We start from the raw sequence: 14798 nt of genomic DNA, 5'->3' as shown, positions 1-14798 counted from the left end.
GACAAATAATGAGAGTGCAAGCCGGTATGCCACATGCGTCCGGCACATCTGTTTCGAGAGGACATTATGGCGCCGCCCGTTTCCACCGCCCAGGTTCAAGCCGACCCTTCTCATGGCCCCTCCCGCTATGGCCCCGCCCTGTCGCTGCTGGCGACGCTGTTCTTCATGTGGGGCTTTATCACAGTCATCAACAACACGTTGCTGCCGCATCTGCGCTCGGTGTTCGAACTGAACTATACCCAGACCACCTTGATCGAATCGGTATGGTTCATCGCCTATTTCGTCGCCTCGATTCCGGCGGCCAAGGTGATCGAGAAAGTGGGCTATAAGCTGGCGATCGTGGTGGGCCTGCTGATCATGGCGGGCGGTGCTGGGGGCATGATGCTGGCTGCCTCGATCCCCTCCTATGGCGTGACGCTGGCGATGCTGTTTGTCATCGCTTGCGGCATCACCCAATTGCAGGTCGCGGCCAATCCCTATGTAGCGGTGGTGGGCAAGCCGGAAACGGCTTCCTCGCGCCTCAATCTGGTGCAGGCGCTCAATTCGGCGGGCACGATGCTGGCGCCGATGTTTGGCGCCTATCTGATCCTTGGCCGGTCCAAGGGCGGCACGGCGGCCACCGGCACGGTGTTGACGCAGGCCGAACGTATGGCCGACGCCCATTCGGTGATCCTGCCCTATGCGCTGGTGGCGGGCGTGCTGGTGGTGCTGGCTCTGGTGTTCATCCGCTTCCCCCTGCCCGCGATGAGCAGCGCCAACAACCGTCTGGCGGCAGAGGAACGCAAGAGCCATTCGCTCTGGAAGCATCGCAATCTGGTTTTCGGCGTTCCGGCCATTTTCATCTATCTGATCGCCGAAATCGGCGTGGCCAACCTGTTCGTCAATTTCGTCACCCAGCCCAATATCGCCCCCGAACTGACGCCCGAAGAAGCCGGTCGCTATCTCTCCTTCCTGTGGGGCGGGATGATGGTGGGCCGCTTTGCCGGTTCGGCCATCATGCAAAAGGTGGATGCGGGCAAAGTGCTGGCCGCTTTCTCTGCCGGTGCCTTTGTGGTGATGCTGATCACCACCTTCACCTCTGGTCCCTTGGCCATGTGGTCGCTGATTTCGGTGGGCCTGTTCCATTCGATCATGTTCCCCACCATTTTCACGCTGGGCATCAAGGGCCTTGGCCCGCTGACGGAAGAAGGCTCGGGCCTGTTGATCATGGCGATTGCCGGTGGCGCGCTGGTGGTGGTGCAGGGCTGGCTGGCCGACCATTACGGTTTGCAGAACTCCTTCCTGCTGACGGCCGCTTGCGAGCTTTACGTGCTGTTTTACGCCCTGTGGGGTTCGCGCCCCACCGATGTGCTGCCCGATCCGACCATTGATGGATAAAGCGCTGCCACAGCGCCTGACCAAAACCCACGGAGACCCCAAGTGACCCAGTTCCACTCGATCAACGCCGTGACCGGCGAGCCGCAGGGCGAGCCCTTTGCCGTGCATGGTCCGGCCGATGTAGCCGCACTTTGCGCCGCCGCCGACGAAGCCTTTGACGCCTATCGCGCCATCAGCAACGAGGCCCGCGCCACTTTCCTTGAAACCATTGCCGATGAAATTCTGGCTTTGGGCGATGATCTGATCGTGGCTGCAATGAGCGAGAGCGGCCTGCCGCGCGCCCGTCTGGAAGGCGAACGTGGCCGCACCATGGGCCAGCTGCGCCTGTTTGCCTCTGTGGTGCGCGCTGGCGCATGGCAGGGCATCCGCATCGACCCCGCCCTGCCCGATCGCGCGCCTTTGCCGCGCCCTGATCTGCGCCTGCGCATGATCCCTGTCGGTCCGGTTGCCGTGTTTGGCGCATCCAACTTCCCGCTGGCCTTCTCCACCGCAGGCGGCGACACCGCCTCGGCGCTGGCCGCCGGTTGCCCCGTGGTGGTCAAGGGCCATCCCGCCCATCCGATCACCGGCGGTCTGGTCGCCTCGGCCATTGCCAAGGCGGTGGCCGCTTGCGGTCTGCCCGCTGGCGTGTTCGGCCATTTGACCGGCCCGTCCAACGAATTGGGCGCGGCGCTGGTGCAAGATCCGCGCATTACGGCGGTAGGCTTCACCGGCTCGCGCGCAGGCGGTCTGGCGCTGGCCGCTCTGGCCGCTGCCCGTCCGGTTCCGGTCCCGGTCTATGCCGAACTCTCCGCCATCAATCCTGTCCTGCTGCTGCCTGAAGCGCTCAAGGCGCGCGGCGCGGCGCTGGGCACGGGCTTTGCCGGTTCGCTCACCATGGGCGCGGGCCAGTTCTGCACCAACCCCGGCCTGCTGCTGGCGATTGAGGGCGAAGGTCTGGACGCCTTTGTCGAAGCCGCCAAGGCTGGCGTTGCGGCAGCTCCTGCCCAGACCATGCTGACCAAGGGCATTTGCGAGGCCTATCGCAAGGGCACCGCCCTGCTGGCCGAGCAGGAAGGCGTGGAAGTCTTGGCCGCTGGCGAAAGCGGTGAAGGCTCGCAGGGCGGCGCGGTGTTCTTCCAGACCACGGCTGCAGCTTTCCTTGCCAACCCCAACCTCGGCCATGAAGTGTTCGGCGCCAGCTCCATTCTGGTGCGCTGCGCCGATGCGGCCGAACTTGCCGCTGTGCTGAAGGGTCTGGAAGGCCAGCTGACCGCCACGCTGCATATGGACGATGCCGACGAGGCGCTGGCCGCCAGCGTTCTGCCGATTCTGGAGCGCAAGGTTGGCCGTATCCTCGCCAATGGCTGGCCCACGGGCGTCGAAGTGTGCCACGCCATGGTCCACGGCGGCCCCTTCCCCGCCACCACCGATCCGCGCGGCACTTCGGTGGGCAGCATGGCCATCGACCGCTTCCTGCGTCCGGTCTGCTATCAGAACCTGTCGGACAATCTGCTGCCTGCCGCCCTGCGCGATAGCGCGCGTGGCGATGGCGCACCGCGCCTGATCGATGGCGTGCTGACGCTCTAATCCACCTCACCATTGCCCCCGCCGCCACACCAGCGGCGGGGGATTTCGGAGACGACTTCCATGGCTCTTCGCCTGTTGCAACATCGCGCCGATGATGGCGCCCGCTCGCTGATCCTTGCCGATGGCGATCAAGCCTTTTTCCTGAACGGCGTAACCACCACGCTCGAACTGGCCCATGCCGCGATTGCCGCTGGCAACAGCCTTGCCGCGCAGGCCGAGATCGCTGGTCGCGGCGCGGTGGTCGACATTGCCGCCGAACTGGCCGCTGGCCGCCTGCTGGCCCCGATTGACCATGCCGACCCGGCCCATTTGCAGATGACCGGCACGGGCCTGACGCATCTGGGTTCGGCAGAAGGCCGAAACAAAATGCATGCCGCCGCAGCCGCTGGCGAAAAGCTGACCGATTCCATGCGCATGTTCCTGGAAGGCGTGGAAGGCGGCAAGCCCGCAGCAGGGCAAGTCGGCCAGCAGCCCGAATGGTTCTACAAGGGCGATGGCTCGCAACTGGTCGGCCCAGAAGCGGCGCTGACCATGCCCGCCTTTGCGCAGGATGGCGGCGAGGAGCCCGAACTGGCCGGTATCTATCTGATCGGCGCGGATGGCACGCCCTTCCGCCTTGGCATCGCGCTGGCCAATGAATTTTCCGACCATGTGACCGAGCGTCATAACTACCTGTGGCTGGCCCATTCCAAGCTGCGCGTGGCTTCCCTTGGCGCCGAATTGCTGATCGGCGAGGTTCCTGCCGATATTCGCGGCACCAGCCTGATCCGCCGTGCGGGCGAGGTGGTTTGGGAAAAGCCCTTCCTGTCGGGCGAGGCCAATATGTCGCATTCCATCGCCAATCTGGAACACCATCATTTCAAATATGATCTGTTCCGCCGCGCGGGCGATGTGCATGTCCATTTCTTCGGCACCGCCACCCTGTCCTTCAGCGACAATGTGCAAACCGCCGAGGGCGACGTGTTCGAAATCAGCGCCGCGCCTTTTGCCCTTCCCCTGCGTAACCCGCTCGCCCGCGCCGCCGCGCAGGACGTAGCGGTGAAGGTGCTGTAAGACCATGGCCCCGATCCGTCTGGCCATTGTTGGCGTGGGCAAGATTGCCCGCGACCAGCACCTGCCCTCCATCGCGGGCAATCCCGCTTTCACGCTGGTGGCCGCCGTCAGCCGCCATGATCCGCAGATCGAGGGCGTACCCAGCTTCGCCTCGCTGGACGAGCTCTTCGCCAGCGATGTGAAGGTGGACGCCATCGCGCTCTGCACCCCGCCGCAGGTGCGCTATGAACTGGCCGCCAAGGCTTTGCTGCGCGGTTGCCATGTGTTTCTGGAAAAGCCGCCCGGCGCTACCCTGTCCGAAGTGGAAGCCCTGCGCGCGCTGGCCGATGAACATCGCGTCACTTTGTTTGCCTCGTGGCATTCGCGCTTTGCCGCTGGGGTGGCTCCTGCCCGCGCTTGGCTGACCGAGCGCGATATCCGCAAGGTGCAGATCATCTGGCGCGAGGACGTGCGCGTGTGGCATCCGGGCCAAGCATGGATCTGGGAGCCGGAAGGCTTGGGCGTGTTCGATCCGGGCATCAATGCCCTTTCCATCGCCACCCATATCCTGCCGCGCCCCTTCTTCCTGACGGCCGCCACGCTCAGCGTTCCCGCCAACCGCGCGGCACCGATTGCGGCGGACCTGACCTTCACCGATGGCGCAGGCACGCCGATCACCATGGATCTGGACTGGCGCCAGACCGGCCCGCAAAGCTGGGACATTATCGTGGAAACCGATGCGGGCACCCTGCGTCTGGCGCGCGGCGGGGCGGACCTGTTCCTGCCCGATTCAACGCATAGCGATGGCGATGTGGAATATGCCGGCCTCTATGCCCATTTCGCCTCGCTGGTGGCCGCAGGGCAAAGCGATGTGGATGTGGCCCCTCTGCGCCATGTGGCGGACGCCAATCTGCGCGGCACCCGCATCAGCGTGGAGGCCTTCGAGGATTAAGATTACCGTTCCGCAAGGGCGGTTGTAGCAGAAGCGGGGGTGGCCTTTTCGTAGGCCGCCCCCGTTTTTGTGTTACCGGTAATTGGGCTGCCACATGCGCGCAGCGATGGCTTCGGGCGTATAATGCTCGGGGCGCGCCATGGCCAAGCCTTCGCTTTGCGCCTGATCAGCAACCGCAATGGCAATCGCCAAGGCCACATCGCGCAGGGATTCAATCGGCGGCAACAGGCCTTCTCCATCGCCGCCCAACTGGCCCAGACAGCGCGCAGCGGCCATGAACATGCCATCGGACACTTCCCGCGCCCCGCAGGCCAAGGCGCCCAGCCCCACGCCGGGGAAAATATAGACATTGTTGACCTGCGTGACGCCCGCCACGCCAAACGGGCTGCCGGTGCCGACAATCGCGCGGCCCTCGCTCCATGCCAGCAGATCGGCAGGATGGGCTTCGGCACGCGAGATCGGGTTGGACAGCGGGAAGATCACCGGCCTTTCGACCTGTTCGGCCATGGCGCGCACCACCGCCTCGTCAAAGGCGCCCTTTTGCCCCGAGGCGCCGATCAACACCGTTGGCCGCACATGGCGCACCGTGGCCAGCAGATCCATCTTGTCCGCCATCCCCCCCTCGCGGGCGCGGGCCAAAGCCACTTGCTGTGGGGGCAGGCCTTCCGGGCGCTGGGCCATCTCGGTCAGGATCAGGCCTTCGCGGTCCACCGCCCACAGGCGGGCGCGGGCCTCGCTCTGGCTGAGGCCCTCGGCCATCAAGGCCTGCACCAGCATCTCGGCCACGCCGCTGCCCGCCGCGCCCGCGCCAAACAGCACCACGCGTTGATCGGCCAGTGCCGCCCCGCTGCGCCGGATTGCGGCCAGCAAAGTGCCCACCGTGGTGGCCGCCGTGCCCTGAATATCATCGTTGAAGGACAACAGCCGGTGGCGATAGCGGCCCAACAGATCATAGGCATTCTTGCCCGCAAAATCCTCCCATTGCAGCAAGGCATGGGGGAAGCGCTTGGCCACCAAGGTTACGAATTGCTCGACAAAGGCGTCATAATCGGCCCCGCGCACCCGTGGCGCGCGCCAACCGACGTAGAGCGGGTCTTCGCGCCGCGCTTCATTATCGGTGCCCACGTCCAGCAGGATCGGCAACACTTCGGACGGGTGGATGCCCGCGCAGGCGGTGTAAAGCGCCAGCTTGCCGATCGGGATGCCCATGCCGCCCGCCCCCTGATCGCCAAGGCCCAGAATGCGCTCGCCATCGGAGACGACGATCACCTTCACCCGGTCAAACGCGGTATCGTCCAGAATATCGGCCATATGGTCGCGGTTGGGCCAGCTGAGGAACAGGCCGCGCGGGCGGCGCCAGATCTCGCTGAACCGCTCGCAACCCTCGCCCACGGTGGGGGTATAGACCAGAGGCAACATGCGCGGCAGGTCGCTCTGCACCAGCGCGTGGAACAGCACCTCGTTGGAATCCTGCAACTCGCGCAGGAAGGCATAGCGCTGGAAATCGCTGCCCATCGCCTCCATCACCCGCCGCCGCCGCGCAATCTGGCTTTCCAACGTGCCCACATGGGGCGGCAGCAGACCGTGCAAATGGTAACGGTCGCGTTCGGCCTCGCTAAAAGCGGTGCCCTTGTTGGTCAAAGGATCGGCCAGCAAGGCGCGGGCGGCGGCATAATGGGCAGCGGACAAGATGTTTCCTTTAAAGGTCAGAAGCGCAAGCTGATCCAGCTGGCGAGGAAATCGGACGAGCGATAACCGGCCTGTTTGAGCGCGGGGCCAGCGGCCAGATGCTCATAGCGGCCAGTGATGCTGACCCGCGGGCTGATGGTCCAGATCGCCTGCAGCCGCGCCACATCGCCGATTTTGCGCGCATGGAAATTCTGCGTGCCGGCAAAGGGCTGGCCATTGGCGCGATAGACCGCGTCATAGGTGTTGTCGCGAAAGGTGAATTGATACTCAGCCTGCAACTTCACCGGCTTTACCGGCGTCAGGCTGAACGTCGGCGCCAGAGCGACAAGGTTGGAAGGCGTCAGATAGAGCTGGTAGCTGTAATAGATATTGTTGCCGAAGGGCGCATAGGCATCGCGCAGCGAACCATCGCCATAGCCCCCGCCGCCGCTGGCATAATCGGCGTGGAAACCGATGCGCGGCGCCATCGGGCCTTTGCTGACGCGGATATTCTGCGCCAGCATCACCTGCCAGGCGTCAATCGACTGGTTGCGATAGCTGCCCCATTGGCGGTTGGCGCTCCAGTCCAGCGTGACAGGGCCAATATCGCCCGCCAGCTTGGCCCCCAGATAATAGCGCGTGGCAGGGCCAACCCGCCCGCCCCATGCGCCCACCGTGTTGCGGCGGCGCCAGAAGAAGGGATCAAACGACAGTTTCGATCCGCCCAACAGTTTTTCGGGCAGGATGAAGCCCAAGGTCACCCCCGAAAAACGGCGCGCCGGATCGCTGACATCATCCTCAAGGCCAAGGTCGCCATAGGCGGTGGGCTTGAAATCAAACAGGTCGATCCGCGCCTTGGAACCGCGCGCCCACATACGCAGCCCGTTCAGCGTGTAATGGATCGTGTTATTGTCCCGCTGCGAGGTGAGCAGATTGGGCCCGTCGACAAATTCCTGACGGCCATAGCGCAGGCCGATATCGACATGCTGCACGGTGGCCTTGGCCTCCATAAAGGCCTGTTGCACGGTCAGGTCATTGCGCAAGGTGGCCGCAGGCGCGCCCAGATTGATGCCGGTGATCCGCCCATGCGCCAATTCGCCATAGAAGCGGAAATGCTCGCCCAGATGCAGGTCGGCCCCGCCGGTGACGCGCACAATATCCTGCCTTTGGGCCTCGGCATCGCGCAGATTGGGGTTGGTGGTCTCGTTCACCCGCAACCGCAACTCGCCCGACAGGGTGACGTAAATATCGCCATCCTTGTCCAGCGGCAGGAATTTCAGCCGGTCGAGCGGATCATTGCGCTTGGCCTTGTTGGCCATGGCGCGCCAATCCTCGCCCCAGCGCGAGATGTTATAGCCACCCGACACCGCCCCATCGCCATTAAGCGAGGTGGGATAGGTGGTTTCCGCCTGCGCCGTTCCAGCACCCAGCGTCAAAAGGGCGAGCGCACCCGATGCGACCCGAAGGCGCCCGTAATTAGCCGTCATTTCAGTAGTCCTCTTGGAATCTTGTTTTAGTTGAGCGCCGCGTCCAGCGCTTCGCGGTCCAGCTTGCCTTCCCAGCGCGCCACCACGATGGTCGCCACCGCATTGCCGACAAAATTGGTCAGGCTGCGGCATTCGCTCATGAAACGGTCAATGCCCAGGATCAGCGCCATGCCTGCGACCGGCACGCTCGGCACGATGGAAAGCGTCGCCGCCAGCGTGATGAAGCCCGCGCCCGTCACACCCGCCGCGCCCTTGGACGAGAGCATGGCCACGCCCAGCAGCAGCAATTGCTGACCCAGCGTCAGGTCCACATTGCAGGCCTGTGCGATGAACAGGGCGGCCAAGGTCATGTAAATATTGGTGCCGTCCAGATTGAAGCTGTAACCGGTGGGCACCACCAGCCCGACCACCGCCTTGGGGCAACCGGCCTTTTCCATCTTCTCGATCAGTGCGGGCAGCGCGCTTTCCGAAGAGGAAGTACCCAGCACCAGCAGCAATTCGGACTTGAGATAAGCAATCAGGCGCAGAATCGAGAACCCTGCGAATTTGCCCACCAGACCCAACACCACCAGCACAAAGATCAGCGAGGTGAGATAGAAAGTCCCCACCAGCGCGGCCAGATGCGCCAGACTATGCAGGCCATATTTGCCAATGGTGAACGCCATCGCGCCAAAGGCACCGATGGGGGCCACCTTCATCACAATCGACACCAGCTTGAAGAAAGCGACCGACACATCTTCCAGTAGAGACAGCAGATGCTCGCCACGTTCCCCCACCGAGGCCAGCGAGACACCGAACAGGATCGCCACCACCAGCACTTGCAGGATGTTGCCATCGGTCAGCGAGGCGACATAAGTTTCGGGCACCATGGCGTTGATAAAGCCGATGATGGTGGTTTCATGCGCCTTTTCGGCATAGCTGCTGATCTTGCTAACATCCAGCGTGGCCGGATCGATGTTGAGGCCGGCACCGGGGCGCACCACATTGGCCACCACCATGCCGACAATCAGCGCCAGCGTGGAGAAGGTGAAGAAATAGGCAAAGGCTTTACCCGCCACGCGGCCCACCGAACCCAGATCGCGCATACCGGCAATGCCGGTGACGATGGTGAGGAAGATCACCGGAGCGATGACCATTTTCACCAGCTTGATGAAAATATCGCCCAAGGGCTTCATCGCCTCGCCCATATCGGGGGCAAAATGGCCCAGCGCGACACCGGCAGCAATCGCGGCCAGCACCTGCACATAAAGATGGGTGTACCAGCGCCCCTTGGGTGCGGGCGCGAAATCCTGTTCAACGTAATGCATGCGTCGTAACGCCTTTCATCCTCGAATGGCCATCGTTGAAAATGGCAGGGGGCGCGATTGGTGCCGCGCGTGTTCTGCCCATGGGTTTAGCCTAGGGAGAATGCGGGGGAAGGCTTTGGTATGAATCACAGCGATTGGCGGATTTCCAAGGCTTTGCGGGTGATTTTGCGGTTAACCCTGTGTCAATTTTTGCCTTCCTCCGCGCACAATGTGTCAAAATTTGCACATTGCTTGGCGCGCGATTAAACATGGCTACGTTATGATTCGCGCCCGCTCCCTTCGCCCATGGGCCCCGCTGCTGATCGTGCTGCTGCTGGCCCTGCTGGCCGCATGGGGCAGCGGTTTGATCATGCAGCGCAGTCTGGAAACGCGCCTGCTGGCCGAAGCCGCCAGCGATGCGCGCCTGCGCCAAGCCCTGCTCGACAGCGAGATTGCCCGCTATCGCCTGCTGCCGCTGGCCTTGGCCGATGATCGCGATGTGGTGGCGGCAAGCGCGCAAGGCCATGACCACCGCCTGTCGGCCAAGCTGGAACATATGGCGCGGGAGACGGGCGCGGCGGTGCTTTATGTGATCGCCCCCGATGGCCGCGCGATTGCCGCCAGCAATTGGCGCAAGTCGGACAGTTTCGTCGGCCGCGACTACACCCCGCGCGATTATTTCCACGATGCGCAAACCAAAGGCGCGGGCGAGCAATTCTCGCTGGGCACGGTCAGCCACCGCCCCGGCCTCTATCTGGCGCGGCGCACGGGGCGAGGCTTTGTGGTGGTGGTAAAGCTGGAATTTGACGCGGTGGAGGCGCAATGGCGGCGCGCCGGGGGTGAAACTTTCGTCACCGATGCCGATGGGGTGATCCTTGTCACCAGTCGCCCCGCATGGCGCTTTACCACCACTCGCCCTTTGCCCGCAGCCCGGCAAAGCGCAATCCTGACCCGCACCGCCGCCAGCAGGCTGGCCCCCGCCCCCTTTGCCATGGTGGAGCAGGGTCGCTTCACCCTGCAAGGCGCGCCGCCAATGGTGATGGTCGGGACGCAGGCCGATGGCACAGGCTGGCGGGTGCATCTGGCCCTGCCCCAACCGCAGGGCAGCGCGGGGCTGGTGCGTCTGGCGAAAGCGGGGGCGGGCTTGCTGGTGCTGGTGCTATCGGGCGCGCTGGCCAGCCTGCGCCGCCGCCGCGCCCTTGCCCGCGCACAGACCGCCGCGCTGGAGGAAGCCGTCGCCATCCGCACCGCCGAATTGCGCCGCGAGATGGACGAGCGCGCCGCACTGGAAACCCGCGCCTCCACCCTGCGCGAAGGGTTGCGGCAGGCCAACCGTCTGGCCACTTTGGGGCAAGTGGCGGCCAGCGTCGCGCATGAAACCGCCCAGCCGGTGGCCGCGATCCGCAACTATGCCCAGAATGCGCAAAGCTTTCTGGCGCGCGATGACAAAGCGGAAGTGGAAGCCAATCTGGCCGCGATTGACCGGCTTGCCACGCGCATCGGGCTGGTCACGGCCGAATTGCGCGGCTTTGCCCGCAAGGGAGGCGCAAGGGCGGACCAGAGCGACACCGCCGCGCTGCGTGATGTGGTGGAAGGCGCCTGCCTCTTGCTCAAAGAGCGCCTTTCCCATGTCGCCTTTATCGCCCCCACGCTACCTCCTACCGGCAAAGTGCGCGGGCATCATGTGCGTCTGGAACAAGTGCTGGTCAATCTGATGCAAAATGCGCTGGAGGCGATGGAGGGACTGCCCAAGCCCCGCCTGACGCTGGCGCTGCGCGAAACGGAAGAGCGGATCATCCTTACCCTGTCCGACAATGGGCCCGGCATCGCGCCCGATGTGGCGCAGCGCCTGTTCACCCCTTTCACCACCAGCCGCCCTTCCGGCCTTGGCCTTGGCCTCGTGATCGCACAGGATATCATGCAGGATCTGGGCGGGGCCTTGCGCCTTGTTCCATCGGAGGAAGGCGCGGCTTTCGAGATAGAAATGCTGCGCGCATGAGCGAGACCCTGCCCCCTGTTGCCCCCCTGCCCGTAGCCTTGGTCGAGGATGATGCGGACCTGCGCCATTCCACCGCGCAATTGCTGAAACTGGCCGGTTTTGCGGTCACGCCCTTTGACCATGCCGTGCCAGCGCTGGCGGCCATTGATGCCGATTGGGCAGGCGTGGTGGTCTGCGATGTGCGTATGCCGCATGTGTCGGGGCTGGAAGCCTTTGCGCAATGGATGGCGCGCGATCCGCAATTGCCGGTCATCCTGATCACCGGCCATGGCGATGTGCCCATGGCGGTGGAGGCGCTCAAAAACGGCGCATGGGATTTTCTGGCCAAGCCGTTTGACCCGCAGGCCTTGGTGGCCGCGGTCAAGCGCGCCGCCACCGCCCGCGCGCTGGTGATGGAAAACCGCCGCCTGCGCGCCGCTCTGGAGGATGGCGAGGCGGCAGGCGGGTTGATCGGCCAATCACCGGAAATCCAGCGCCTGCGGCAAATGGTCGGCGTGCTGGGCGATGCCGATATCGACATTTTTATCGAAGGGGAAAGCGGCACCGGCAAGGAGCATCTGGCCCGCATGATCCACCGCGCCGGAAGGCGGGGGCGGCAAAGGCTGGTGTCGGTGGCCTGCGCCGGCATGCCGCCCGCGCTGGAGGAGCAATTGTTTGCCCCCATCGGCCAGCATAGCGTGATGGCCGCCCATCGCGGCACTTTGCTGCTGGACGATATCGATCTGGCCCCGCGCAGCCTGCAGGCCCGTCTGGTGCCGGTGGTGGAGGAGCGTGTGCTGCGCGCCGCCGCCATGCGCGATGCCGCGCCCTTGGACCTGCGCATCATCGCCACCGGCGGGGCGCAAGGGGCGCTGGATGAAAGCGCCATGCTGCCATCTTTGTTCTATCGCCTGAGCGGATTACGCCTGCGCCTGCCGCCTTTGCGCGAAAGGATGGAGGATGTGCCTTTGCTCTTCGCCCATTTCGTCGAGCAAGCCGCCAGCCGCCGCAAACTGCCCCCGCCGGCCTTGACCGCGCCGGTGCAAAGCCGCTTGCGGACCCATCACTGGCCCGGAAACCTGCGTGAACTGGCCCATTATGCCGAAAGCTTTGTGCTGGGTCTGGCCGAAGACCGCGCCGCTCGCCCCACGCCTGCCGCGCAAAACCCTGCCCTCACCCTGCCCGAAAGGCTGGACGCGTTTGAACGCGAGGCCATCCTTGAAGCCATCGCCGCGCAAGGCGGCGAGATCGGCGCGGCGATTGCCCAGCTGGGTATCCCGCGCAAGACCTTTTACTACAAAGTGGGCAAGCTGGGCATTGACCTGCGCCGTGTGAAGGACGGGTTGAAACAGGGCTGAGCCTATTTCAGGCTCCAGCCTTTCAGAAACTCCGCCTTGATCAGGGCATAATTTCGCGTCTCGCGCCAGGTAATCGCAACGCCCTTGCTGCCCGCGCCCGGCCCCGTGGAGCCGATCTCGCCAAAGCGCGAATCCTCGGGCCGAAACACCGTGGCCATCGTGCCATCGCGCGAGGTGCCCTTCATGCTGGTCCAGCGGGCGGGGTGGATATGCCGGTCCATGAAGCAGTGGATATAGAGCGCCATGCCCACCGCCGCCGGATCGGCATAGCGCCCGTCGGCAAAGCGGGTGGTGGGGTGCCATGGCCGCCCCAAAGCCACGGCGCCATCAGGCACGCCCTGCTCCCGCGTCAGGCGCGAGGCATAGAATACGATGCCGGTAGCTTGCGACAAAGGCGTGGAGGGCGCGGCAACAAAGGACTGGAAACCGTCCGCCTCGGGCGGCTGCGCGCGGGGGCGGCTGCGGATCTCGCTATGTTCGATCAACATTTGGCCATTGCCGAAAATGAAGTCGATATTGCCCGCGATCAGACTGTCCTGCACCAAGGCCCGCCCGCCATTGGTGAACAGAGTATCCTGATAGCCCAGCATGGCCACACGCTGCATCAACACGCGGTCGGCATGGATATCCACCAGCAGGGCGGCGGCCTGCGGATTGGCTATGCGCGCCGGATCGCCCACGGGCAGCCTGTCCCGCGCCAGATAGTCAAATGTGTTCTCAATGGTCATGTCGCGCAGAATCACTTCATCCGCGTCAATCGTCAGCGTGGCCGAACCGGGCGTGCCCCAGCCATTGCGGTGATAATCCTTGGCCGTTTGCGCCACCGCGCCGAAATGCACCCGCGTCTTGGCCCGCCCTGCGCCCACCAGCGCCACCCGCCCCCGCGTGATCACCGGCTTTTCCGCATAGTCCCCCGCCGCCAGCCGGATGGTGATCCAGCGCCCGCTAATGTCGCGCGCGGCGGCGTCCAGCGCGGCTTGCAGCTTGGTATAGCAAGGGGCCGCCTGCGCGCCGCACATGGGGCGCACGTCATATTGAGTGGGGCTGCTGGCCAAAGCGGCGGCAAGGATCAGGGCATGGGGCATGGTTAGTCTTTCAACGCTGGGGCAGGGATTGCAGGAAAAGCGCGATCTGGTTGGCGGTGGTGCTCAGGAAGGGATCATAGAACCAGATGTCATGCGGGGCCTTGGCAAAGGCATAGTAGCGGGCAGGGATATGGTGGCGCGCCAGTTCACCCAGCACCTTGTCCTTGCCTTGGGTGAAGCGCGGGTTTCCGCTGCTGATAATCAGCGTGGGCGGCGATTGCGGGCCGACATGGCTGGCCGCGCTGGCCTCGCGCCACCGGTCGGGCACCTGTTCAAACGATCCGCCCAGCCATTTGGCCGCCGAAGAAGACGCTCCCGCCGCATTCTCGTATTGCAAGGCTTCGGGCGTGGTGAAGTCCAGCACGCCATCCATGTCGATCAAGGCGTAGGCATGACCCTCTGCGCCAAACAGCCCGTCACCATAGGCCACCAGCGAGGCGAGTTGCCCGCCCGATGATGCCCCGCCCAGCGCGATGCGATCCGGCTTTAGCCCGTATTCCGCGCTATGCGCCTTGGCCCAGACCATCGCGTCATGAATGTCCTGCGCGCCCGCCGGATAGGGCGCCTCTGGCGAGAGGCGATATTGGGGGATGAACACGGTAAGCCCACGCTGCGCCAGCAGATTGGCCAAAGGGTGGAAATGGCTGCGCGCGCCCGACCGCCATGCCCCGCCATGCACCAGCACGATGCCCACGCCCTTGCTCCGCGCTTTCGCGGGGCGGAAAATGTCGATCAACAGGTCGCGTTGGCCGATGGATTTATACACTCGGTCAAGCAGCATGGTCTGCCCCGCCTGCGGCGCCATGGCGGGCCATTTCAGCCCTTGATACTGGCCGCGATATTGTTCGAAGCGGCGGGCGATGCTGTAGCTTTCATCCACCTCATGCGCTTGCGCAACTCCGCCAGCCATAACCAGCACCGCCGCCATAACCGCGCGAAACATGCTCATGCCCTGTCGTTCCCAAGCCCACAAAAAGAGGGGACCTCCAGTGATTTGCATCACCTT

At 64.3% G+C, this 14798-nt stretch carries 11 protein-coding genes; 6 read left to right on the top strand and 5 right to left on the bottom strand.

Features of this window, described 5'->3' with window-relative positions; translation table 11 throughout:
• Positions 1-66 precede the first annotated feature (66 nt).
• The 4 genes from EOE18_RS12840 to EOE18_RS12825 are packed head-to-tail and all read left to right on the top strand — an operon-like array spanning position 67 to position 4930.
• The gene (locus EOE18_RS12840; protein ID WP_127710148.1) at positions 67-1377 is read left to right on the top strand and encodes a sugar MFS transporter; all 1311 of its coding nucleotides are present in this window, start codon (positions 67-69) and stop codon (positions 1375-1377) included.
• Positions 1378-1419: 42 nt separating this feature from the next.
• Positions 1420-2946, top strand: coding sequence for an aldehyde dehydrogenase (NADP(+)) (locus EOE18_RS12835; protein WP_127710146.1), 1527 nt, complete (start codon positions 1420-1422; stop codon positions 2944-2946).
• A gap of 60 nt (positions 2947-3006) precedes the next feature.
• On the top strand, positions 3007-3999 hold the full coding sequence (gene araD1 / locus EOE18_RS12830) for an AraD1 family protein (RefSeq protein WP_127710144.1): 993 nt from the start codon (positions 3007-3009) through the stop codon (positions 3997-3999).
• Between the two features lie 4 nt (positions 4000-4003).
• The gene (locus EOE18_RS12825; protein ID WP_127710142.1) at positions 4004-4930 is read left to right on the top strand and encodes a Gfo/Idh/MocA family protein; all 927 of its coding nucleotides are present in this window, start codon (positions 4004-4006) and stop codon (positions 4928-4930) included.
• A 72-nt stretch (positions 4931-5002) separates the two neighbouring features.
• On the opposite strand, the gene EOE18_RS12820 is transcribed toward EOE18_RS12825, so the two are convergent.
• Genes EOE18_RS12820 through EOE18_RS12810 form a run of 3 tightly spaced genes read right to left on the bottom strand, consistent with a single transcriptional unit; the run spans position 5003 to position 9392 of the window.
• A complete protein-coding gene (locus tag EOE18_RS12820; RefSeq protein WP_220446009.1) occupies positions 5003-6619 on the bottom strand; it encodes an NAD-dependent malic enzyme in 1617 nt (538 codons plus the stop codon).
• 17 nt (positions 6620-6636) lie between these two features.
• Entirely contained in the window at positions 6637-8085 is a 1449-nt protein-coding gene (locus tag EOE18_RS12815) for an alginate export family protein (RefSeq protein WP_127710138.1), read from the bottom strand.
• 26 nt (positions 8086-8111) lie between these two features.
• Positions 8112-9392, bottom strand: a complete 1281-nt coding sequence (locus tag EOE18_RS12810; protein WP_127710136.1) for a dicarboxylate/amino acid:cation symporter — start codon at positions 9390-9392, stop codon at positions 8112-8114.
• Between the two features lie 259 nt (positions 9393-9651).
• On the opposite strand from EOE18_RS12810, the gene EOE18_RS12805 reads away from it, so the two are divergent.
• Together EOE18_RS12805 and EOE18_RS12800 are read left to right on the top strand one after the other, a co-directional pair.
• Complete coding sequence (locus EOE18_RS12805; protein ID WP_127710134.1) at positions 9652-11370, top strand: sensor histidine kinase; 1719 nt, start codon at positions 9652-9654, stop codon at positions 11368-11370.
• The gene (locus EOE18_RS12800; protein ID WP_127710132.1) at positions 11367-12707 is read left to right on the top strand and encodes a sigma-54-dependent transcriptional regulator; all 1341 of its coding nucleotides are present in this window, start codon (positions 11367-11369) and stop codon (positions 12705-12707) included. Before EOE18_RS12805 ends, EOE18_RS12800 begins: the two co-directional genes overlap by 4 nt.
• 2 nt (positions 12708-12709) lie before the next feature.
• Here the strand turns inward: EOE18_RS12800 and EOE18_RS12795 are convergent, their stop codons facing one another.
• Entirely contained in the window at positions 12710-13792 is a 1083-nt protein-coding gene (locus EOE18_RS12795) for a pectinesterase family protein (RefSeq protein WP_127710130.1), read from the bottom strand.
• A gap of 10 nt (positions 13793-13802) precedes the next feature.
• Positions 13803-14741, bottom strand: coding sequence for an alpha/beta hydrolase (locus EOE18_RS12790; protein WP_246027431.1), 939 nt, complete (start codon positions 14739-14741; stop codon positions 13803-13805).
• Positions 14742-14798: the final 57 nt, after the last annotated feature.

Source organism: Novosphingobium umbonatum (genome assembly GCF_004005905.1).
Taxonomy (GTDB): Bacteria; Pseudomonadota; Alphaproteobacteria; order Sphingomonadales; family Sphingomonadaceae; genus Novosphingobium; species Novosphingobium umbonatum.
The sequence above is the reverse complement of the archived record's forward strand: the minus strand, read 5'-3'. Positions and strand labels throughout refer to the sequence as shown.